Source organism: Marinobacter shengliensis (assembly GCF_030297115.1).
Classification (GTDB): Bacteria; Pseudomonadota; Gammaproteobacteria; order Pseudomonadales; family Oleiphilaceae; genus Marinobacter; species Marinobacter shengliensis.
Genome location: NZ_AP028062.1, coordinates 727,933 through 749,568, shown reverse-complemented (window position 1 = coordinate 749,568; position 21,636 = coordinate 727,933). Strand labels below are relative to the sequence as shown.

Here is a 21,636-nt window from a genome sequence, read left to right as displayed (position 1 = left end):
GATCAGAAAGAAGATCTTCAGCAACAACCCTTTATCGAGTCATACCACTGAAAAGCTTGTTTCTGTACACTGCTAACCGTAGTTAGTCAGTTAGTTACGCATCGATCTTTTGGGCTTTTTTGGTGGAGCTGAGCGGGATCGAACCGCTGACCTCCTGCGTGCAAGGCAGGCGCTCTCCCAACTGAGCTACAGCCCCAATTAAGCTGCCAAGAATTATTCAGATCTAGGCGCGTCAAGGCGAAGCATACAATCAGTATGCGAGTCTTGGCGCAACGACGAGCTGGATAATTCTGGTGGGTCTGGGTGGACTTGAACCACCGACCTCACCCTTATCAGGGGTGCGCTCTAACCACCTGAGCTACAGACCCAATTATCACTGCATCTTGTGCCACCTGAGCTGCGTTGCAGCCTTCGTTCACTCGGTCACGTACTCATGTACGCTCCCTCGCTCTCTCAGCCTGCGCCTTGTCAGCTGTCACAATCTACAGCGCTAATGCCTGCCTCACTTTAATGCGACACAGTCATCGGGACTGCAAAGCCCCTTTTGCTCTCTTTATTAGCCAACCAAGTAATTCGTGTGGACTCTGACCGAAGCATTCGGCTTCGTTTAAGGAGGTGATCCAGCCGCAGGTTCCCCTACGGCTACCTTGTTACGACTTCACCCCAGTCATGAACCACACCGTGGTAATCGTCCTCCCGAAGGTTAGACTAACTACTTCTGGTGCAATCCACTCCCATGGTGTGACGGGCGGTGTGTACAAGGCCCGGGAACGTATTCACCGCGACATTCTGATTCGCGATTACTAGCGATTCCGACTTCACGGAGTCGAGTTGCAGACTCCGATCCGGACTACGACGCGTTTTAAGGGATTGGCGCACTCTCGCGAGTTGGCAGCCCTCTGTACGCGCCATTGTAGCACGTGTGTAGCCCTGGCCGTAAGGGCCATGATGACCTGACGTCATCCCCACCTTCCTCCGGTTTGTCACCGGCAGTCTCCCTGGAGTTCTCAGCATTACCTGCTAGCAACCAGGGATAGGGGTTGCGCTCGTTACGGGACTTAACCCAACATCTCACGACACGAGCTGACGACGGCCATGCAGCACCTGTCTCAGAGTTCCCGAAGGCACCAATCCATCTCTGGAAAGTTCTCTGGATGTCAAGGCCAGGTAAGGTTCTTCGCGTTGCGTCGAATTAAACCACATGCTCCACCGCTTGTGCGGGCCCCCGTCAATTCATTTGAGTTTTAACCTTGCGGCCGTACTCCCCAGGCGGTCAACTTAGTGCGTTAGCTGCGCCACTAAGACTTCAAGAGTCCCAACGGCTAGTTGACATCGTTTACGGCGTGGACTACCAGGGTATCTAATCCTGTTTGCTCCCCACGCTTTCGCACCTCAGTGTCAGTGTTGGTCCAGGTAGCCGCCTTCGCCACTGGTGTTCCTTCCTATATCTACGCATTTCACCGCTACACAGGAAATTCCACTACCCTCTACCACACTCTAGTCAGACAGTTCGAAATGCCGTTCCCAGGTTAAGCCCGGGGCTTTCACATCTCGCTTACCTAACCACCTACGCGCGCTTTACGCCCAGTAATTCCGATTAACGCTTGCACCCTCCGTATTACCGCGGCTGCTGGCACGGAGTTAGCCGGTGCTTCTTCTGCGAGTAACGTCAATCCCTGAAGGTATTAACTTCAGAGCCTTCCTCCTCGCTGAAAGTGCTTTACAACCCGAAAGCCTTCTTCACACACGCGGCATGGCTGGATCAGGGTTGCCCCCATTGTCCAATATTCCCCACTGCTGCCTCCCGTAGGAGTTCGGGCCGTGTCTCAGTCCCGATGTGGCTGATCATCCTCTCAGACCAGCTACGGATCGTCGCCTTGGTAGGCCTTTACCCCACCAACTAGCTAATCCGACTTAGGCTCATCCAGTAGCGCAAGGTCCGAAGATCCCCTGCTTTCTCCCGTAGGACGTATGCGGTATTAATCCGGGTTTCCCCGGGCTATCCCCCACTACTGGGCAGATTCCTAAGCATTACTCACCCGTCCGCCGCTCGTCAGCGGGGTGCAAGCACCCCCTGTTACCGCTCGACTTGCATGTGTTAAGCCTGCCGCCAGCGTTCAATCTGAGCCATGATCAAACTCTTCAGTTTAAATCATACAAGAACTCGAAAGTTCTTAATTCTTGCTCAAGACAAAACTCAATTTCGACGAGTCACTGTCCTGATATTTCGTATCCGAAATACCTCGGCCAGCGCCCACACGAATTACTTGGTTAACTTTTTAAAGAGCGTTTGAGCTGTTGCTCAATCAAGGCCGCGTATTCTACATCGTTCCGCTGCCCTGTCAACCGTTTATTTTTCGCTGTTTCCGCTTCCGAAAACCGCCGAAAAACTGTCCGGCTTACTGCCTGTTTCGAGGTGCGCATTCTACACTGAACCGCCTTCCTGTCAACCGCTTTCTGAAGAATCTTTCGAACTTTTTCTTCAGTGCTTTCAAGCAGTTATCGCTGAGGTTTTGCCTCTTCTCAGTGGCCAGCCCCTCAAGCGAGATGCGCATTCTACAGACCTCTGCTGAGGAGTCAACGACCAATCTGAAATTTTTTTCAAATTGGTCGCAACCAGCCTCACTTCACTCGACAATGACCACCCGGGCAATCTTCTTTTTACCCGCCTGGACAACGCAATCATCACCTTTGACAAACCTGCGATCACCTTCAAACTGTTTGCCATCTATATAGACAGCACCACGACCAAGAACATCTCTAGCAGCAGCGCCATTCTTTACCAGCCCAGCCAGGCGAAGGACGGCTGCCATCGGCATTTCATCCTGCCCCTCGAGAGAGACTTCTACCAGTGGCACGTTTTCCGGAATCTCCCCAAGCGCAACCCGGTTGCCGGCAGACTTGTGAGCGGTTTTCGCGGCCTCTTCGTCATGGAAGCGAGTAATCAGCTCTTCAGCCAGGAGTTTTTTATAGTCCTGCGGGTTGGCACCAGCTCCTACCTCAGCACGGAACTGCTCCACTTCCGCCATCGGCCGGAAGCTCAGCAATTCGAAGTAACGCCACAGCAACTCATCCGGCATCGACAACAGCTTGGTGTACATCTCTCCGGGTGAATCACTAACCCCAACATAGTTGCCCAACGACTTGGACATCTTCTGCACACCGTCCAACCCCTCAAGAATCGGAACGGTAATAATGGCCTGGGGCGCCTGACCATAATGCTTCTGGAGAATCCGCCCCATCAGCAAATTAAACTTCTGGTCAGTACCACCGAGCTCCACATCAGCTTCAAGCGCTACGGAGTCGTAGCCCTGAATCAGCGGATACAGGAACTCATGAATGGCAATTGGCTGCTCAGCTCTGTAACGCTTGGTGAAATCATCACGCTCGAGCATCCGTGCAACCGTATACTGACCCGCGAGCTGGATCATGCTCGCGGCATTCATCTGGCTCATCCATTCGGAATTGAATACAACCCGGGTTTTCTCCGGGTCCAGAATCTTGAACACCTGCTCTTTATAGGTAATGGCGTTCTTGCGCACCTGCTCTTCTGTTAAAGGAGGACGGGTTGCGCTTTTTCCGGTTGGATCGCCGATCATTCCCGTGAAGTCACCAATAAGGAAGATGATTTCATGGCCAAGATCCTGGAACTGGCGAAGCTTGTTGATTAGCACGGTGTGGCCGAGGTGCAAATCAGGTGCGGTCGGATCGAAACCCGCCTTGATCCTCAGCGGCCGATCTTCTTTAAGCTTTGCAATCAAATCCTCTTCGGGAATCAGCTCGTCAATACCGCGCTTGATAACGGCCAACGCTTCCTCAATTGTTGCCATGAACCTTTCGTCCCCAGTTTGACTTGGTGTCAGGGTTTGCCGGCGGCAGTTACAGACCTCAACAAAACAAATCTGTGTTTAACCGACACCCTTGCTAAAGTGTGACTGCTCAGTTTTCAACCAAACCGAGCAATAAAAGGACCGGCATTATACCAGCGGCAGGCAGTTTTGTACGACCAGACACCCGCTCAACCGTAATGTTCGACACTGTCCTGATAATGTCAGATGCGGTAATCTGTTTGACTTTACTTGATCTAGCGCTTTAATTAGCTAGTACAACTTGCTGGAATACCGATGAAAACGGGTGAGCCACGTGCTTAAAACATTCCCCAAAACACATATTACTCTGGCAGCAGCAGCGACGATTGTTGTCTCTGCCGCTGTGCTGATGAGCCCCAGCGCTGACGTCGAAGCCAAGCGCATGTCCTACACCATTGACCTCGAAGAGGGCCTGGCGTCTGGCGCGGCATCGAAAGACACCAGGCCCGCCCAGACACAGGAAGCCACCGACACTCAGCCCTCAGAGGACAAAGCGCAAAGTGCCGGCGAACCAATCGCTCAGGCCGGGCGCACAGCGAAACCCGATGTCCCGAAGGTCGACTGGCAGGAATTTCGTGTAAAGTCCGGCGACACACTGTCTTCGCTGTTTCGCAAAGCAGGTTTCAACGATGGCATCATGCTGTCGGTCATTCATGGTGAAGGCGAAGCAGGCAAGCTTCAGCGCCTTTACGCCGGGGAAGACATTCGCTTCGGTGTTGACAGTGAGGGGCAGCTAGTGGCCGTGGAGCTGCAACGCAGCCGCCTGGAAACTCTCAAGATCTCAAAGACCGACAACGGCTTCCTTGGCAACACAGAAGTTCGCAAACCGGAGCCGCGCCCGGCATTTGCCGCCGGCGTCATTGACGGTTCCCTCTATCTTGCTGCCAGGGACGCAGGACTGAATGACCGGCTCACCATGGAACTGGCCGGGATCTTCGGTTGGGACATCGACTTTGTCTACGATGTCCGCAAGGGTGACAGCTTTGAGGTAGTGTACGAAGAGCTGTACATCGACGGTAAAAAATTTGATACCGGCCGGATTCTTTCCGCACGTTTCATCAACCGCGGTACTGAGAATGTGGCTCTGCTGTATACAGACAACAACGGCGAGAGTGACTATTACACGCCGGAAGGCAAAAGTATGCGTAAGGCGTTCCTGAGAGTTCCAATCAACGCCCGCGTGTCATCGCCCTTCAACCTGCAACGCCGACACCCGGTGCTGGACGTGGTCAGACCCCACGAGGGAACCGACTATGCCGCGCCCCCGGGCACGCCGATCAAGGCAGCCGGCAGTGGGCGAGTGCAGTTTGCCGGCTGGAAAGGCGGCTATGGCCGCACCGTGGTTTTGCAGCATGGCGACAATATCACCACCCTGTATGCTCATATGAGCCGACTGGGTAAAGGCATCAAGAATGGCACACGGGTAAAACAGGGAGACACCATTGGCTATGTTGGCTCGTCCGGAATGGTGACCGGCCCTCATCTGCATTACGAGTTCCGGGTGAATGGCGTTGCCAAGAACTCCCGTACCGTGAAACTGCCCGACGCCAAGCCCGTACCAAGCGCTGAAATGGCAAGATTTCGCCAATTCACCGAGCAGCGGCTGGCGCAGTTCAATGGTTTCCGCGAAAGTGGTCGCCAACTGGCTCTGGCATCGGACAACTGATTATGACCTACTGGCTCGGCCTGATGTCAGGCACCAGCATGGACGCGGTTGACGCGGTGCTGGTGTCTTTCACTGGCCGGCATCTGGATATTCATTCCACGCTTTCGCTACCCTACCCTGAACCACTCAGACAAAGGCTCCTGCTGGCCACCCGAAACCAGTCAGACACTGACGAACTCGGTGAATTGGACACACTGGTGGGCCACCACTTTGGTCATACCGCAAAGGAACTGATCCGGCGCTCCGGCCTGAAACTCCGGGCTATTCAGGGCATTGGCAGTCACGGGCAAACAGTACGCCACCAACCTGCCGGCCCTGCCCCCTTCTCACTTCAGATTGGCAATGCCGCCTGTATTGCGGAAAGCACCGGACTGACTACGGTCTCGGATTTTCGCAGCAGAGACCTGGCCGCAGGTGGTCAGGGCGCCCCACTGGTTCCGGCCTTCCATCAATGGCTGTTTACCTCGGACGAGCAGGACCGCTGTATTCTGAACCTCGGAGGCATCGCCAATATCACCTGGCTTCCCGCAGCCGGACGAAAACCCGTGGTCGGTTTTGATACCGGCCCGGCAAATGCCTTGCTTGATGCCTGGTGCCTGGACCAGACCGGGCGTCACTATGATGAATCCGGACACCTGGCAAGCGAGGGCGCTGTGCATTCGGAGCTGCTGAGCAGCATGCTTTCCGACGCCTATTTCAGCAAGCCAGCTCCGAAAAGCACCGGCAAGGAGCGCTTCAACCTTGACTGGATCCGTACCCACCTGCAGCGGTTCCCCGATCTGGCTGCAGAAGACGTTCAACGGACCCTCTTACAACTGACGGTGATTACCGTTCTGAAGCAGTTGCCACAAGAGTCCGCCAACATGACGGTTTACGCCTGCGGCGGCGGAACGTTCAACCGGTTAATGATGAATGAACTCAGAGTTGGACTGGGGTCGGTAGCGCTGACCACAACGGCTGATCTGGGGTTGGACCCGCAATGGGTAGAGCCAGTGGCATTTGCCTGGCTGGCCAGACAAACCCTTGAAGGCCAGCCGGGAAACCTGCCTGAGGTAACCGGCGCCAGAGGCCCGCGGGTGTTGGGCGCGATTTACCCGGCTTGAGGCTTCAGATGGAAAACGAACTGCCGCAACCGCAGGTGGAGCTGGCGTTTGGATTCTGAACAACAAACTGTGAACCCTGAAGGCCTTCCTGATAATCAATGGTGGCGCCTACGAGGTATTGGTAGCTCATGGAATCAACCAACAGCTTTACTCCATCCCGCTCTATGACGGTATCGTCGTCTTCCTGATTCTCGTCGAACGAAAATCCGTACTGGAACCCCGAACAACCGCCACCTGTTACGAACACCCGCAGTTTGAGATCAGGATTCTCCTCTTCCTCGATCAACTCGCGAACCTTGGCAACAGCGCTGTCGCTGAAGAACAACGGTGTGGCTATTTGCTGTTGAACTACACTCAAGGTATGCCTCCGGGAGATAAAGCGGTCAGAGGATTATGGTATTCCCGACTAAAACAGTCAACTATTCGGATTTACCCTCACCCTCTGACTCCGCACTTAGCACAGACTCTTTATCGTGAGTCAGCAGGCCGCTGGTTTCATCCTGACGAACCAGATTACCGTTCACGGATGCCCCCATGGCCATCTCGATAAGACGATAGTATACGTTACCGTTAATGGCAGCGTTCTCTGCCAGTTCGAGGTGGCTGGTGGCGCGCACGTCACCGTTCACCTTGCCATTGATAATAATGTGTGGCGCAGTGATATCGCCGGTGATTTCACCCACTTCCGACAGCCGGACCACAGCGTCACTGCCCTCTTCCGCCAGCACCCGACCTTTGATTTTGCCATCCACGTGCAAGCCGCCCGAAAAGCGTACATCACCCTCAATGGTTGTTCTGGATGAAATCAAGGTATCGAAATGGCCAACGGAACGGCGCGGTTTCTGTTTTTTCTTGCCCAGCATGTATCAGCTCCCAGTTAACTGTGCCCAATCAAATGTTCGTTCTGCCTGTGAGGCATTCCGCCCCTGCGCCTGCGCCACCACCTGGATTTCGTAGGGCTCAAAGCCTTGGGGAAGGTTCAAGGTACCCTCTACATCCTGGAAGTACCGAAACCGGAACCTGACCCCCAGATCCTCGATGTCGTCGGACAGATCGCGCAAGGCAATCACTTCTTTCTCACCGTCCAACCGGCCTATGATATTCACGGCCACCTGCCCGGCAATAAAACTGTTGTTATTGCCAACCTGAGTTAGCACCATCTTGAACCGATAGGTGTTATCGCCACGGGCGGACGCCAGCGTAAAGCTGTCAACCTGCAGCCCTTTGCTCGTCTCTGAGGGCGCCATGATATTCCGATAGAACGTCAGGTCTGCCTCCAACTCCGATATTCGGGTTTCGAGCCCAACGATGGTGTTCCTGGCTTCCCGCAGCGCCTGTTCGTCAATCGCCCGCCCGCGCTCAAGATTCACCAGATTCTGCCGCGCGGTGCGGAACTGATCCCGCAGACTGCGCAATTCCTGCGCCAGCTGTTCGTTTGAAGCTTCAGCAGATGAAAACCGGAACCCGCCCTGCGCCATTCCAGCAGCGTAACCTGCGATGGCGGCAACCACGGTAAAAGCCAGCAGGATCATCGTCCGGCGCAGGCGGTAGCCCGGCCGGTGACGGATCACCACATACTCATCGTTCGGTTTGCGGGTATCACTCACCTTGTCTTGCCCTCAAGGAAGAAGTGCCGGAGCCTTCAGGCCCTGGGTTTCGTCAAGACCAAACATGATATTCATGTTCTGCACTGCCTGCCCGGCAGCGCCTTTGACCAGGTTGTCGATGACCGAGGAGACAATCACCACATTGCTCTGCTCCTGGCGATGCAATGCCATCCGGCACTGGTTGCCGCCGCGAACACTGCGGGTTTCCGGGTGACTGCCAAAAGGCATGACATCCACAAATGGCTCGGTCTTGTAGCGCTCTTCGTAGAGGGCCTGGAGCCGATCAAAATCCGCAGGCTCCGACAGCTCCGCGTACAAGGTGGCCTCGATACCCCGAATCATCGGTACCAGGTGCGGCACGAAGGTTACGCCCACCGGACCGGTAGCTGCCAGACTCAGGCCCTGGCGAATTTCCGGCAGGTGCCGATGCCCGGAGGCACCGTAGGCCTTGAAGCTTTCACCGATCTCACCATGTAGCATGCCGATGTTGCCCTGGCGACCGGCACCGCTGGCACCGGATTTGGCATCGGCAATCAGCCGGCTGGGGTCTACCAACCCCTGTTCGAGCAAGGGGAGGAAGCCAAGCTGCACCGCCGTGGGATAACAACCAGGGTTGGCGACCAACTGGGCCTGGCGAATCGCGTCACGTGCTACCTCAGGCAGGCCATAAACCGCTTTTTGTGCCCACTCCGGTGTTTCATGGGGCATACCGTACCACTGGGCCCAGACATCCAGGTCTTTCAGGCGGAAATCCGCAGACAGGTCTACCACACGAACGCCGGCGGCCATCAGTTCCGGAACCATGCGCATGGCAACCCCGTGAGGCGTGGCAAAGAACACCAGGTCGCACTGTGCCAGCACCGCCGAATCAGGCTCCGAGAAGGCCAGGTCAAAATGCCCTCGCAGATTGGGGTACATGTCGGCCACCGGCATACCAGCCTCGGAGCGCGAAGTGATGCATTTCACTTCTGCGTCCGGATGAACGGCAAGAATCCGCAACAGCTCAACACCGGTGTACCCGGTTCCCCCAACGATGCCTATTTTAATCACACTCATCTCCAACGTGGTCTGGTCAGAATTCCCGAGTAGTCTACCATGATAATCCAAGGACTTATTGCAGCCTGCAGACCCATGGTTACAATGTTGTCAGAATCCTTCTGAAGGACCCGCCCATCGACCCGGAACCCGGTGCTCATGCGTAACATCAGGCAACAGATCACTGAGAACCTGATCCCCGTTTTCCGGAGGAAACTGTCGGGTGTCGATGCACTGCCACAACTGGCTGTGCTTGGGCTGTTGTCCGGAATTGTCACCGGGGCGGTGATTCTGTTGTTCCGGCTCGCCATTGAATGGCCGCTGGAACATTTCCTGCCCGGTGCGGGCTCAGAGAACTTCGAGCAACTGGATATTCTGACCAGGGGGCTGCTGCCGCTGGCCGGCGCCGTTGGTCTGGGCATTCTGTTGCACAAACTGTCCATTCACGATCGCAAGGTGGGCATCGTCCACATTATGGAGCGCCTGAACTACCATCAGGGCTACATATCGTTCAAAAGCGCCATGGTTCAGTTTGTTGCCGGGGTTACCACCGTAGTATCCGGCCAGTCGGCTGGCCGGGAGGGCCCTGCGGTGCACCTGGGCGCGGCGTTTTCAAGCCTGTTCGGGCAATGGCTGAGGCTGCCCAACAACAGCATACGAACCCTGGTGGCCTGCGGCTGTGCAGCCGCTATCTCGGCGTCTTTCAACACGCCGATTGCCGGCGTGATCTTCGCCATGGAAGTGGTGATGATGGAGTACACCATTGCCGGCTTTACGCCAATTATTCTGGCGGCGGTCAGTGCCGCCATCATTACCCAGATTGTCTACGGCTCGGAGCCAGCCTTCAGCGTGCCCGCACTGACTATGAACTCTCTGCTGGAAATTCCATGGATCCTCGCGATTGCCGTGATCATCGGAATTGCCGCCGCGGCCTTTATCCATCTGGTGGACAACATGGGGCGCCATCACCACCGGCCGGTACTGCTCCGTATCACGGTGGCTGGCCTGCTGATGGTGCCGTTTGCGATCCTGGTTCCGGAAACCATGGGTATTGGTTACGACACGGTCAGCGAAACCATTCACGGCGAGCTGGGGTTCTGGCTGCTGCTTGGCGTGGGCGTGGCAAAACTGGTGATTACCGGGTTGTCTATCGGGCTTGGTATGCCAAGTGGCGTGATCGGCCCGACCATTTTCATGGGGGCGACCCTTGGCGGAGCGATGGGGCTGATCGGCGCCCAGATCTTCCCCGAGCTGGCATCGTCGGTGGGCTTTTACGCCATGCTGGGCATGGGGGCGATGATGGGGGCGGTGCTACAGGCACCGTTGGCCGCTCTGATGGCCTTGATGGAACTGACTCGAAACCCGAACATCATTCTGCCTGGCATGCTGATCATCACCACCGCCAGCCTGGTGACCAGCGAAGCTTTCGGAAAAAAATCCCTGTTCCTGACCATTCTGAAAAACCAGGGCCTGAGTTACCAGAATTCACCAGTGATCCAGGCGTTAAGACGAGTGTCTGTGGGCGCGATCATGGACCGGAGCATTTTGCGTACGGATCGGGAGCTGACCCCGGATGAAGCCCGCAAGGCACTGAAGTCGGAACCCAAATGGTTGCTGGTCGAGGGCAGCAACGGGCCAACCGCTCTGTTACCGGCAGTGGATCTTGCCCGCTACCTTGAAGACACCGAAAAACAGGTTGCCGAAGAAGGCATCGCACCCCCAGACACCGTCGACCTGATGGAAATCCCGGCCAACCGGCGGGATGTGGCGCCAGTGCAATATCAAGCCACCCTGGAAGAGGCCCTGAACGAATTCGACTCGACCCAGGCTGAGGCACTGTACGTACAACGCCATGTAGCCCCGATGATTCAGCGGGTTTATGGTGTCGTGCTTCAATCAGATATCGAAAGCTATTACCAATACCGACGGAGGTGATGGATGTTGTGGGTCAAGGCGTTTCATATCATTTCCCTGGTGTGCTGGTTTGCCGGCATTTTCTATCTGCCCAGACTGTTCGTGTACCATGCAGCCTGTGAGGACCAGCCGGGCCGCGAACGCTTCAAGATCATGGAGCGCAAGCTGTACCGGGGCATAACAACACCTTCAATGATCGCCACGGTGGTCTTTGGAATCTGGTTACTCAGTTACAATGTGTCCGGTTATTTCAGCATGGGCTGGATGCACGCCAAACTGGCTCTGGTCGCGCTGCTGGTCGTCTACCATTTCTATTGCGGCCACTTGGTGAAAGTCTTCCGGGATGACAAGAATACCCGCAGCCACGTGTTCTATCGCTGGTTTAACGAGGTTCCGGTATTCATTCTGTTAGCGGTGGTCATTCTGGCTGTTGTAAAACCCTTTTGAGGAGAGCAACCATTAATAGCTACACCCGCCCCCATGTTCTGGTGCTGTCAGGGCTGGACCCCTCCGGTGGTGCTGGCATTCAGGCCGACATCCAGGCGATTACTTCCCTTGGCGGGCACCCCCTGCCAGTGCTGACCTGCCTGACCGTGCAGGACACCAACAACGTGTATGGCGCCGAGCCTGTCAACGCTGAGCTGATCCGGCAACAACTGCAGTGCCTGGCAGCAGATGTGCCCATCCATGCCATCAAGACCGGCGCCCTGGGCAATGCCGATGTGGTCGATGTGCTGGTGGAGTTTCTCGACAGCCAGCCGGAGTTACCGCTGATTGTCGACCCGGTCATCAAGGCAGCTGGCGGCGGCGATCTTGCCGATGAAGCATTGGTTCAAGCCATGAAAACCCGGCTGTTTCCCAGAGCGGAAATGATCACACCCAACGGTGTTGAACTGGCCCAGTTGGGTGGCAGCGAAGACCCGGACCAGGCCGCGCGAAACCTCATTGACGCCGGCTGTCAATCGGTTCTGGCTACAGGTGGTCACGGCACAGGCATCCACATCATCAACACCCTGTACAACCATGCTCCGGAACCCATGCACTGGGAAGTGGAGCGGGTGGGCGCCAATGAGTTCCACGGCACCGGTTGTACCCTGGCGGCCGCCATCGCGGCCGGGCGCGCCAGCGGGCTATCGGCCAGGGCATCGATCTCCCAGGCGCAGAACTACGTTCATCGCGCCCTTCTGCACGCGCTGAACGTAGGCAAGGGTCAACGGGTTCCCGACCGGGGCATTCTGTGGGAACGCTGAACCGGATGCTAAAACCTGGCCTGTATGCCATTACCGATAACGTACTGACCCCGGCAGATCAGCTGATTGCTGCCGTGGAAGCGGCATTGCAGGGCGGAGCGACACTGGTACAGTACCGCGACAAGGCAGGTACCAGTGCCGAGCGATTGTGCCAGGCAACAGAGCTGAACGCTCTCTGCCGTCAGGCCAACGTCCCCCTGCTGATCAATGATGACCCGGAACTGGCCCTGCGGGTGGGCGCTGCGGGTGTGCACCTGGGCCAGGACGATTGCACCCTGGCCAACGCCCGGCGTGTTCTGGGGCCAGAGGCCATCATCGGCATTACCTGCCACCATCGGTTGGACCTTGCCCGCAACGCCAAGGCGGCAGGGGCCGACTACCTGGCGTTTGGCCGGTTCTACAACTCGTCCACCAAACCCGGTGCACCACCTGCAGAAACGACTGTATTGACGGAAGCCAGAGCGCTGGCGCTTCCGATTACCGCGATTGGCGGCATCACCACCGACAACGCCGAAGCCCTGATCCGTGCCGGCGCAGACCTGATTGCGGTAGTGAGAGGTCTGTTTGGTGGCACTCCGGAGGACATCCGGCACAGAGCGGAAACCTTTACCCGGCTGGTGGCCAGGCATCACCCTCTTTTCTCATCTTCAAACTGACAGGAGCTATCCGTGACTCACTCTGAAACGCTATTCGAACAGGCCCAGAAATACATTCCGGGCGGCGTAAATTCACCGGTGCGGGCCTTCCGCGGTGTTGGCGGTACTCCGGTTTTCTTCAAGCATGCCGAAGGCGCTTATCTGTATGACGAAGATGACCGCCGATACATTGACTTTATCGGCTCCTGGGGCCCGATGATTCTTGGCCACTCAGACCCGCGCATTAAAGCGGCCCTGCACGCCCAGGTGGATCTGGGTGTGGGCTATGGCGCTCCTACGGCCATCGAAACCGAGATGGCGAAGAAAGTATGTGAACTGGTGCCCTCCATTGAACTGGTGCGCATGGTCAACTCCGGCACCGAAGCCACCATGAGCGCCATTCGCCTGGCCCGTGGCTACACCGGCCGGGACAAGATTGTAAAGTTTGAGGGTTGCTACCACGGCCACGTGGATTCGCTGCTGGTGAAGGCCGGCTCCGGCGCTCTCACCCTGGGCGTACCCAACTCCCCGGGCATTCCCGCCAGCCTGGCAGAACACACCATTACCCTGAACTACAACGACATCGATCAGGTACGTGAGACCTTCAAGGACATCGGCGATCAGGTGGCAGCTATTATTGTCGAACCTGTTGCCGGCAACATGAACTGCATTCCGCCGGTACCCGGGTTCCTGGAAGGGCTGCGGGAAGTCTGCGATGAACACGGCACGGTGCTGATTTTTGACGAAGTAATGACCGGCTTCCGGGTGTCACTCGGCGGTGCCCAAGGCTTCTACGGCGTTAAGCCGGACCTGACCGCCCTGGGCAAAGTGATCGGTGGCGGCTTGCCGGTGGGTGCTTTTGGCGGCAAGCGGGAAATCATGGAGCACATTTCTCCACTGGGTCCGGTCTACCAGGCCGGCACCCTGAGCGGAAACCCCCTGGCCATGACCGCGGGCCTGACCACCCTGAATGCCATTTCTGAGCCCGGCTTCCACGATAAGCTGACGGAGAAAACCAACAAGGTACGCGACGGACTGAAAGCCGCCGCCGACGAAGCCGGCATCCCGCTGACCGTCCAGTCCGCCGGCGCCATGTTCGGATTCTTCTTTACCAGCGAGCCCTCGGTGACCACCTTCGAACAGGTGATGGCGTGCGATGTGGAACGCTTCAAGAAGTTCTTCCAGGGAATGCTGAAGGAAGGCATCTACCTTGCGCCCTCGGCATTCGAAGCGGGCTTTACTACAGCGGCCCTCAGCGATGAGGACATTGAGTTCACCCTGGCCGCAGCCCGGAAAGTCATGGCGACCCTGTAACAGGGTCGTCTTGTCAGCTCTGGCCACCTCGGGCCAGGGCTGATGGTTTTCAGAATACCCCTTCCAGCGATACTGTATAGGTGTGACGACGGTAATCGTACCGGTCAATCCGGCTATTCTGATCCCGGAACAGCCACTGGTTACGCACCAGCCATTGCCGACTGATTGCGTACTCCGCCATCAGCCCGAACTCCCGCCGCACATCCCGGCGCCGCTGAGTGGCCAGTGTGCCTTGTTCGAGCCATTGGTGTGGATCTTCGTAACGACTGTGCCGCACGGCAACCTCCGCCCCTACCGAAAGAGCCGGCCCAACCGGATAAATCGCCTCAACGCCCAGTTCATGATGGACCGGGGATACGCTGGCGAAAAACTCGTCCTGTTGAAAGTCTTTCCGATGATTGCGCTGCCAACGATAGAATGCTTCAACAAGCAGCCAATCAACGTTTTGTTCGGCACGGACTTCAAACTGGTACCACTGGCCATCATAGGCGGCGTAATCCGGGCCACCATTCACCTGATCCGCTGACACCGACCATGAACAGCCGGACAGCCAGTCGGATAACGGGCAAACGCCGGAACGGCCGAACAGGCTCAGGCCTACACGGGTTTCCAGCTCATCATTGCCCAGCCAGGCCCGTGAGGCACCGGCACGCAGGCCAAGTTCCCACTGGTCAAAGCGGCGCACCCCGGCCGCCCGGGCCTGAACCACAGACGTGTCGTCCGCCCGGCCGCGGGTATAATCCTGACCATAAATCACGCCATCCCAGACCACCCGCCAGTGCTCGCTGACCGGCTGGCTCAGAGTGCCCGCCGCCACCAGCTCGGCGAAAAAGCTGCCTCTGTCGCTCGGCGAGTCGTCGGGAACGCCGGCCACATTGCTGTCGTATCCAAGCCCGGTAGCCAAGTAGCCTTGGGCAATCGATTTCATCGAGGACGAGTCAGAGGGGGCGACTTCGGCCAGTTTGGCCAGCTGCCGCTGTGCCAGCTCACGGATGGTTTCTGGCGCTTCCTGACGGGCAGATTCCTGAAACCAGCGTTCTGCCTCGGCCGTTCGGCCATCCGCCAGGGCAACCAGACCGAGATTGTAGTGGGCAAGAGCCTGATTTGGCCCCTGCAAAAGCTGGAGAAACAGAGCTTCGGCGGCCGGATAATCACCGGTTTTGTAGTAGGTGACCGCCAGGTTGTAGGTCAGGGCCGGGCTGTCGTGCCCCAGCTCCCTGGCCGCTTCAAACTGCTGCCGTGCGGCGGGATAATCGCCCTGCTGAAACTGTTCAATGCCAGTGGCCATGGCCTGCTGCGCGGATTGATCCGGCTCGGCAACAACGACAGCGGAGATGGCCAACAGGCCCACAAAACGAAGGGTCTTGAACAACCGAAAACCTCAGGCTCGACATCAACGGAACCGGCCGGGGCAGCCCCGTTCCGGGCGAGCCCTGAGGTTAACACAGATAAAAGATCAGGGACGTGACGATGGTGACGGTAGCTCAGGCCTCAGTTCGTCAAGATCCCGTACAGTTTCCGGAAGACTGTCGCGCCCGATATCCGGATTTCCACCCCGGACTTCCCGGGCACGCTCGGAGACCGACTGGCCAAATTCCCGCCCCCGCTCTCTGGCATCCTCTGCCGTTGCCCTGCCGGGCGCAAAGGTATTACCCCGTTCATGGCGGCGCAATCCGGGCAACTCCGGCAGGCGTATTTCCCGAGTCACGGCACCGGTGAGATCTTCGCTGTCGTCCACCATTCTCATGGTCACATCAAGGTCGTCAGCCAGCGCCAAAGGGGCGCTCACTACCAGCACGGCCGCCAGCATCAAGCGGGAAGAGCTGGCCCGCCACCAGGATTCACAAACGCTCATGTTGCAGGCTCCTCGTGATTTGTCCGACTGCCGGAGGCTGCCGGGCCATCATCGTTCGGGTACTGGGGCACCATCGCCCTGAAAACTTTCTGACGACCGTTGGCATCGAGTTCGGCAACCAACTCGCCGGCGCCGGGAAACAGAATCGTCAAGGGTAACTCCAGCACATTGTCGCCCTGTACAAGACTCACCTGCCAGCTGACCCGATGCTGACCGGGCAAGCCTGACAACTCTACATGGGGCGGCAGATCCAGTGTCAAGGTAACATCATCCAGGGCTTCACCGGCATTAAAGGCCAGCCGTACCGTTCGTTCCACCGGCGCCAGCTCTGACGGAGCCGCCGCTTCTTCGGCCGGGGCCGTGGCTGCCACTTCCGGCTCAAGCGCGGGTTTATCTCCCCCGTGGCCGAGCATCAGACCCAGCACCAGCGCGGCCGCAACGGCACCGCCCCAGGCCACATGAACCTTGTGATTGGAGGCCGGTGCGGGAAGCTGGCCGAACACCCGGTTTTCAAAGCCCGGTGACGGTTCCGGCAGCCTGCAGCGTGAAGCCAATTCGGACATCAGCGAGCGCTCGAACGCCTCGTGCTGCTGGCACAGAGCACAACTCTCCAGGTGCACGCGCACCACCTGCGACTCATCGGCGGGCAGCTGGCCCCGAACATAGTCGGGCAATTGTGATTGGATTTGCCGACAGGACATAGTTATCACCTCAATGTTCCAGACGCCCGGAATCATCATCCGGTTCCATTGCCAACTGAAGATGCTTCCTCAAGGCAGCCCGACTGCGATGCAGCCGGGATTTGACGGTTCCGATGGGCACGCCCAACACTTCCGCCACATCTTCCTGGCGCCAGCCATCCACATCGTGAAGCAACAGCAGGGTGCGCTGGTCCGGCGACATCTGTTCCAGCGCCCGGTCGAGCATTGGGCCAAGCCGTTCTTTGTTTAGCTCCAGCTCGGGCGACTGATCGTCCGACATCTGGCTGTCGAGCCAATCAGACTGACTCTCCGCCTCCATCAATTCGCTCACCGGACGATCGGCCTGGCGCCCCTTCTTTCTGACGGAATCGATGAACTGACGGTACAACACCCGGTTTAACCACGGCCTGAGCTGATCCACGGATTCCAGCTCATCCAGGCGCGGGTAGAGCTTCACCACCACATCCTGCACCAGATCCTCGGCGTCCTGAAGGCTACCGGTTAATCGATAGGCAAAGCTGTGCAACGCCGTCAGGTGCGGCTGCACCAGGCGCTGAAATCGCTTTTGGGCGGATGGGCGAAACGGAAGAATGGCCAAAAAGTACTGCCTGATGACGGTTTACGGAAGCGCGCAGTCTATAACAGCCCTGCCCTTATCGGCGAATTATGACCAACTCATGTGTAAATGTTAATCAAATCGAGGGGAACCCGCAGCGATTCCGGATCGTGAAGTCATTACTGGCGATTGCAACGCCGGATAAACAACGAAACGGATACGAACCGGAGGATTTATGAAGCGTTCAACCCAAGTTTTCGCGGTCTCCGCCCTTGCGGCCGCATTGGCCGCCTGTGGCGGCGACGGCCTTAACTCATCTTCAGACGCTACCGGTACAGCGTCCTTCAACCTGACCGATGCAGCTGTAGACAGCGTCCAAGAGGTCAACATCTCGATCGTGGCGCTGGAGCTAAAACGGGATGATGAGATTATCAGGTTCGATGTAGATCCAGCCTCCGGCCTTGAGAATATTAATCTGCTAGACCTGCAGGATGGCACCGTCGCAACCTTGATTAGCGAGCAGGAGCTCCCTGCAGGCCAATACGAGTGGGTTCGTTTAAAGCTAGGGGATGAAAGCACCTTTTCTGTTGTCGATGACAACGGTGGTGTTCATGGTCTTTTCGTACCATCCGGAGATACTCGCGGGCTCCAGACTAGCGGCTTTGTTGTGCCTGCGGACGGCATTGTGAGTTTCACTATCGACTTTGACGTCCGTAAATCGCTTATTAATCCGCCAGGACTGGGCAGATACCTTCTCAAACCCGTCCTCAGACTTGCGGACAACAGTCAGGTCGGGACTATTACCGGTGCGATTGACCCAACCCTTCTTACACAAACCTGCTCTGACTCCGGCTCAAACCCCTCCACTTACGCGGGAGCCGTCTATATTCACGAAGGACATGACGTCATTCCCGACGATCTCGGTAGTTCAAACGAGCCCCTCGTAGTCGCGCCCGTGGATACCGAAACGTATGAATACGGAGCGTGGTTTATCCCAAAAGGCAGTTACACGGTAAGTTACACCTGTGATATCGATGAGCTCGAAGACACCGATGGCTCCCCTGCCGATGAAGATCTCACGTTTGTGCCTGCCGAAGGCATCGAAATAGTCGTCCAGGCAGGTGAAGAAACCTCTGTAACGTTCGAATAAATAGTTGGAATCAAAGGAGCCCCGTTAGTTTCGGGGCTCCTTTCTCGCCCTACAAAGCCCCGGCACGGGCCTCAGCCTGATCGGCCCCGGCCACATTACCCCTGGCCCGGCGAATATCCGCCAGCAGCAACCAACCCGAGCGCTGCATCCTCGAATCGTTACCCGCCAGCGACAGACCTTTCAGCGTGAACTGTTCTGCCGCCCCCAGATTGTCACCAGACACATAGGCTTCCGCCAGCTTGAAATAAACCTCTGAGGAACGCGGCGCTATGCGTTGTGCCCGCTCCAGGCGGGCGATAGCGCCGGCAGAGTCCCCCTGCGCCAGGCGCTGGTCGGCGTCACGAATCAGGCTGACCGCTGCGGCCGGCAGTTCGTCACCGGACTCCCGATAACTGGGCGAGCGGGTAGCGGGCGCCTCCGGCTCACTCACCTCGGGCTGCTCGCTCTTGCGCCATACCCGGGGCTCAGACTCTTCTTGCGGTTCCGCGGTTCTTGGCGGTTCCGGCGCACTCGAGCGATCGTCGCCGCCCATAGGTACGTAGATAGAGCCACCCCCGGGGCCGCTGGCGCAACCTGCAAGACCCAGCGCCATGGCCAGGCAACCGGCGCGGGTAATCGTTGTTTTATTCATCGGAACAATCCTTCAAACCAACTGCGTATTTGCCGGCCGAACTGCCCTTCGCAGTCCAGGCGCTGCCGGGGCTCACTGCCGGCGATAAATGGCACCAGACGGGCATCCTCACACCGCTCTCCCGTCAATGCCTGTTCGCGGGCATTGACCCAATGATACTGGACACCGTCCGGCATGACCGGTGAAAAGCCATGCTGTGGCAACTGCGCCATCATTGCAGACCACACCGGCAAGGCGCCAGAGGCGCCGGTCAATACCGTGGGGCCGTTATCGTCACGCCCCACCCAGGCCACCGCCAGATAATCACCACTGAACCCGGCAAACCAGGAGTCCCGGCCCTGATCGGTTGTGCCGGTCTTTCCCGCCAATGTCAGGCGATCAGGCAGGGTGAGGTATGCAGAGCGGCCCGTCCCCTCCTGCATGGTTTCCTGCATGGCGTACTGCACCAGGTGCGCAGCAGCGGGATCGGCAACCCGGTCGACCTTCAGGCTGTAGCGAGACAAAGGCTCGTTGCGGGCATCGGTCACTTCCCGAATGGTCCGCAAGGGTGTGTTGAAGCCCGAGGTAGCCAGCCCCTGGTAGAGCTGGGCCACTTCCGCCGGCGTCAACGACATCGAGCCAAGCAGCAGCGAGGGATAGTCCGAAATCGGTGTGGTCACCCCAAATGCCCTCAACACTTTCTGCACGCGCGGGATGCCGACATCCAGCCCGACACGCACTGCCGGGAGGTTGTAGGATCGGGACAGGGCCAGGTGCAGGGGCACTTCGCCACGCTCCTCACCATCAAAGTTCTTGGGCTGCCACAACCGGCCGTCGTCAAACTCCAGGGTAAACGCGCGATCCTGTACCGGCGTAATCAAGGTATACCGGTCGGCCTGCTCCAGAGCTGCCAGGTAGGTAAACGGTTTGATCAGCGAGCCAATCGGCCGGCGGGCGTCCACCGCACGGTTGAAACCGGCAAACTCCGGGTCTTTTCCGCCCACCAGCGCCAACACCTCGCCGGTGTCCTTGGCGGTGACCACCAGGGCCGCTTCAAGAGCCTCGCGGGTCTCACCGCGGGCCAGCCGGGGCAGAGTATCGCGAATCGCCTTTTCTGACGCATCCTGAACCGCCGGGTCCAGGGTGGTGAAGATGCGCAAACCCTCGCTTTGCAGGTCTTCTTCACGGTAATCGCGCCCCAGGTGCCGGCGCACCAAGTCAATGTACGCCGGGTAACGGCTGTCGGTATAGGACGGCCGGGCGCTCACACCCAGGGGCTGGCCGATAGCGCGAGTAGCGTCATCAGCGCTGATTAGCCCGGCCTCGGCCATTTCCGACAGCACCAGGTCTCGCCGAGCCTTGGCGCGCTCCGGGTGTCGGCGCGGATTGTAGTAACTGGGGCCTTTGACCATGCCGATCAACAGGGCAATCTGATGAACGTCCAGATCTTTCAGGGGCTCCCCAAAGAAAAACTGGCTGGCCAGGCCAAAGCCGTTGATGCTGCGGTTGCCTGCCTGGCCAAGGTAGACCTCGTTCAGATAGGTTTCCAGAATGTCGTCTTTCTCGTAATGCCATTCCAGCAGGATCGACATCAAGGCTTCATTGCCCTTGCGTACCAGGGTCTGGTCGCGGGTCAGGAAAAAGTTCTTCACCAACTGCTGGGTCAGGGTACTGCCGCCCTGCACAATCTGCCCGGCTTTAACGTTGGCCAGCATGGCCCGGGCAATAGACAGCGGCGCAACGCCGTAATGATCGTAAAACTGTCGATCCTCAATAGCCATCAGGCCAAGGGGCAACAGTTCCGGTACTTCATCCAGCCGAACCAGCACCCGGTCCTCCCGGTGGGAGGGGTAGATACCGCCGATCTGGGCCGGTTCCAGCCGGACAATCGGGGAATCCGGGCCGGCGACCACCGAAAACGACTGAACACGGTCTCCCGACACCACCAATGACAATCGGCGCCTGGGCTCTTCACCATCGGGGAACCTGAAACCACGAGCGCTGATCATAAACCGCCCGCCATTTCGCTGATAAGTCCCGGCCCGAACGCCATCTCCGGCCCGGTAGCCGGCCAATTCCAGCTCCCGGGCAAGGCCTGCCGCGCTTACGCTCGCGCCATCATAAAGCTCCAACGGCCGGGCGTAGACACGGGACGGCACTTCAAAACGGCGGCCCTCAAAACGGGAGGTTACAACCGCATCCAGGTACACCATCCAGCCGGCCAGAAGCACCAGGCCCAGGGCCCCGACACGAAACATGAAACGCCAGAAACCGCTGCGTTTGGCCGCTGGCCTGGATTTGGACGATTTTTTACGGGGGGAACGAGATTTGGTCATGGCCGGATTATAACGAAGCGGGCGACCCCTTCGGC

The 21,636-nt window shown here is 57.8% G+C and carries 19 protein-coding genes, 2 tRNA genes and 1 rRNA gene; 8 read left to right on the top strand and 14 right to left on the bottom strand.

The annotated features are described in order from the left end of the window. Positions 1 to 120 precede the first annotated feature (120 nt). From QUE75_RS03430 to tyrS, 4 genes are all read right to left on the bottom strand, one after another. Positions 121 to 196, bottom strand: a tRNA-Ala gene (locus tag QUE75_RS03430). A gap of 95 nt (positions 197 to 291) precedes the next feature. Beyond that, positions 292 to 368, bottom strand: a tRNA-Ile gene (locus QUE75_RS03425). A 240-nt stretch (positions 369 to 608) separates the two neighbouring features. Then, positions 609 to 2,149, bottom strand: a 16S ribosomal RNA gene (locus tag QUE75_RS03420). A gap of 478 nt (positions 2,150 to 2,627) precedes the next feature. After that, complete coding sequence (gene tyrS, locus QUE75_RS03415) at positions 2,628 to 3,830, bottom strand: tyrosine--tRNA ligase (protein WP_061333560.1); 1,203 nt, start codon at positions 3,828 to 3,830, stop codon at positions 2,628 to 2,630. Positions 3,831 to 4,143: 313 nt separating this feature from the next. Between tyrS and QUE75_RS03410 the strand changes: the two genes are divergently transcribed. Both QUE75_RS03410 and QUE75_RS03405 read left to right on the top strand, forming a co-directional pair. Beyond that, a complete protein-coding gene (locus QUE75_RS03410; protein WP_286253644.1) occupies positions 4,144 to 5,535 on the top strand; it encodes an OapA family protein in 1,392 nt (463 codons plus the stop codon). A gap of 2 nt (positions 5,536 to 5,537) precedes the next feature. Then, the gene (locus tag QUE75_RS03405) at positions 5,538 to 6,638 is read left to right on the top strand and encodes an anhydro-N-acetylmuramic acid kinase (RefSeq protein ID WP_286253642.1); all 1,101 of its coding nucleotides are present in this window, start codon (positions 5,538 to 5,540) and stop codon (positions 6,636 to 6,638) included. Positions 6,639 to 6,642: 4 nt separating this feature from the next. Here QUE75_RS03405 and erpA read toward each other — a convergent pair whose 3' ends face one another. From erpA to argC, 4 genes are all read right to left on the bottom strand, one after another. Beyond that, positions 6,643 to 6,996 (bottom strand): iron-sulfur cluster insertion protein ErpA, encoded by a 354-nt coding sequence (gene erpA / locus QUE75_RS03400; RefSeq protein ID WP_061333558.1) that lies wholly within the window; start codon positions 6,994 to 6,996, stop codon positions 6,643 to 6,645. 61 nt (positions 6,997 to 7,057) lie between these two features. Next, positions 7,058 to 7,501, bottom strand: a complete 444-nt coding sequence (locus QUE75_RS03395) for a bactofilin family protein (protein WP_061333557.1) — start codon at positions 7,499 to 7,501, stop codon at positions 7,058 to 7,060. Positions 7,502 to 7,504: 3 nt separating this feature from the next. Further along, positions 7,505 to 8,245, bottom strand: a complete 741-nt coding sequence (locus QUE75_RS03390) for a DUF6776 family protein (RefSeq protein WP_061333556.1) — start codon at positions 8,243 to 8,245, stop codon at positions 7,505 to 7,507. A 12-nt stretch (positions 8,246 to 8,257) separates the two neighbouring features. Next, positions 8,258 to 9,295, bottom strand: a complete 1,038-nt coding sequence (argC, locus tag QUE75_RS03385) for an N-acetyl-gamma-glutamyl-phosphate reductase (protein ID WP_106694535.1) — start codon at positions 9,293 to 9,295, stop codon at positions 8,258 to 8,260. 144 nt (positions 9,296 to 9,439) lie between these two features. On the opposite strand from argC, the gene QUE75_RS03380 reads away from it, so the two are divergent. Genes QUE75_RS03380 through hemL form a run of 5 tightly spaced genes read left to right on the top strand, consistent with a single transcriptional unit; the run spans position 9,440 to position 14,393 of the window. Beyond that, positions 9,440 to 11,215 carry a chloride channel protein gene (locus tag QUE75_RS03380; RefSeq protein ID WP_286253637.1) on the top strand — a complete coding sequence of 592 codons (1,776 nt, stop codon included), beginning with the start codon at positions 9,440 to 9,442 and terminating at the stop codon, positions 11,213 to 11,215. A gap of 3 nt (positions 11,216 to 11,218) precedes the next feature. Further along, positions 11,219 to 11,641: a protoporphyrinogen oxidase HemJ gene (gene hemJ, locus QUE75_RS03375; protein WP_061333554.1), complete on the top strand. Its 423-nt coding sequence runs from the start codon at positions 11,219 to 11,221 to the stop codon at positions 11,639 to 11,641. Continuing rightward, positions 11,638 to 12,444, top strand: coding sequence for a bifunctional hydroxymethylpyrimidine kinase/phosphomethylpyrimidine kinase (gene thiD, locus QUE75_RS03370; RefSeq protein ID WP_244178223.1), 807 nt, complete (start codon positions 11,638 to 11,640; stop codon positions 12,442 to 12,444). The genes hemJ and thiD overlap by 4 nt, the downstream gene beginning before the upstream one ends. Before the next feature lie 5 nt (positions 12,445 to 12,449). Continuing rightward, positions 12,450 to 13,100: a thiamine phosphate synthase gene (thiE, locus tag QUE75_RS03365; protein WP_396631685.1), complete on the top strand. Its 651-nt coding sequence runs from the start codon at positions 12,450 to 12,452 to the stop codon at positions 13,098 to 13,100. A gap of 12 nt (positions 13,101 to 13,112) precedes the next feature. Continuing rightward, positions 13,113 to 14,393 carry a glutamate-1-semialdehyde 2,1-aminomutase gene (gene hemL / locus QUE75_RS03360; RefSeq protein WP_286253635.1) on the top strand — a complete coding sequence of 427 codons (1,281 nt, stop codon included), beginning with the start codon at positions 13,113 to 13,115 and terminating at the stop codon, positions 14,391 to 14,393. 49 nt (positions 14,394 to 14,442) lie between these two features. On the opposite strand, the gene QUE75_RS03355 is transcribed toward hemL, so the two are convergent. The 4 genes from QUE75_RS03355 to QUE75_RS03340 form a co-directional block, all read right to left on the bottom strand. Beyond that, complete coding sequence (locus QUE75_RS03355; RefSeq protein ID WP_286253634.1) at positions 14,443 to 15,765, bottom strand: tetratricopeptide repeat protein; 1,323 nt, start codon at positions 15,763 to 15,765, stop codon at positions 14,443 to 14,445. A gap of 84 nt (positions 15,766 to 15,849) precedes the next feature. Beyond that, positions 15,850 to 16,248, bottom strand: a complete 399-nt coding sequence (locus QUE75_RS03350; RefSeq protein ID WP_286253633.1) for a hypothetical protein — start codon at positions 16,246 to 16,248, stop codon at positions 15,850 to 15,852. Further along, entirely contained in the window at positions 16,245 to 16,949 is a 705-nt protein-coding gene (locus QUE75_RS03345; protein ID WP_286253632.1) for an anti-sigma factor family protein, read from the bottom strand. The genes QUE75_RS03350 and QUE75_RS03345 overlap by 4 nt, the downstream gene beginning before the upstream one ends. Before the next feature lie 10 nt (positions 16,950 to 16,959). Next, positions 16,960 to 17,547 (bottom strand): RNA polymerase sigma factor, encoded by a 588-nt coding sequence (locus QUE75_RS03340; protein WP_106694490.1) that lies wholly within the window; start codon positions 17,545 to 17,547, stop codon positions 16,960 to 16,962. A gap of 193 nt (positions 17,548 to 17,740) precedes the next feature. On the opposite strand from QUE75_RS03340, the gene QUE75_RS03335 reads away from it, so the two are divergent. Next, complete coding sequence (locus QUE75_RS03335) at positions 17,741 to 18,655, top strand: DUF4382 domain-containing protein (protein WP_286253631.1); 915 nt, start codon at positions 17,741 to 17,743, stop codon at positions 18,653 to 18,655. 49 nt (positions 18,656 to 18,704) lie between these two features. Here QUE75_RS03335 and QUE75_RS03330 read toward each other — a convergent pair whose 3' ends face one another. Beyond that, positions 18,705 to 19,286, bottom strand: a complete 582-nt coding sequence (locus tag QUE75_RS03330) for a tetratricopeptide repeat protein (protein WP_286253630.1) — start codon at positions 19,284 to 19,286, stop codon at positions 18,705 to 18,707. After that, positions 19,283 to 21,601: a penicillin-binding protein 1B gene (mrcB, locus tag QUE75_RS03325; protein ID WP_318036580.1), complete on the bottom strand. Its 2,319-nt coding sequence runs from the start codon at positions 21,599 to 21,601 to the stop codon at positions 19,283 to 19,285. The genes QUE75_RS03330 and mrcB overlap by 4 nt, the downstream gene beginning before the upstream one ends. Between the last annotated feature and the right edge of the window lie 35 nt (positions 21,602 to 21,636).

Bases quoted from the DNA above. Each gene is read 5' to 3' on its own strand.
- QUE75_RS03380 (WP_286253637.1), top strand. From the start codon at position 9,440: ATGCGTAACATCAGGCAACAGATCACTGAGAACCTGATCCCCGTTTTC.
- thiE (WP_396631685.1), top strand. From the start codon at position 12,450: ATGCTAAAACCTGGCCTGTATGCCATTACCGATAACGTACTGACCCCG.
- QUE75_RS03345 (WP_286253632.1), bottom strand. From the start codon at position 16,949: ATGTCCTGTCGGCAAATCCAATCACAATTGCCCGACTATGTTCGGGGC.
- QUE75_RS03395 (WP_061333557.1), bottom strand. From the start codon at position 7,501: ATGCTGGGCAAGAAAAAACAGAAACCGCGCCGTTCCGTTGGCCATTTC.
- mrcB (WP_318036580.1), bottom strand. From the start codon at position 21,601: ATGACCAAATCTCGTTCCCCCCGTAAAAAATCGTCCAAATCCAGGCCA.
- QUE75_RS03335 (WP_286253631.1), top strand. From the start codon at position 17,741: ATGAAGCGTTCAACCCAAGTTTTCGCGGTCTCCGCCCTTGCGGCCGCA.
- QUE75_RS03350 (WP_286253633.1), bottom strand. From the start codon at position 16,248: ATGAGCGTTTGTGAATCCTGGTGGCGGGCCAGCTCTTCCCGCTTGATG.
- hemJ (WP_061333554.1), top strand. From the start codon at position 11,219: ATGTTGTGGGTCAAGGCGTTTCATATCATTTCCCTGGTGTGCTGGTTT.
- tyrS (WP_061333560.1), bottom strand. From the start codon at position 3,830: ATGGCAACAATTGAGGAAGCGTTGGCCGTTATCAAGCGCGGTATTGAC.
- QUE75_RS03330 (WP_286253630.1), bottom strand. From the start codon at position 19,286: ATGAATAAAACAACGATTACCCGCGCCGGTTGCCTGGCCATGGCGCTG.
- QUE75_RS03405 (WP_286253642.1), top strand. From the start codon at position 5,538: ATGACCTACTGGCTCGGCCTGATGTCAGGCACCAGCATGGACGCGGTT.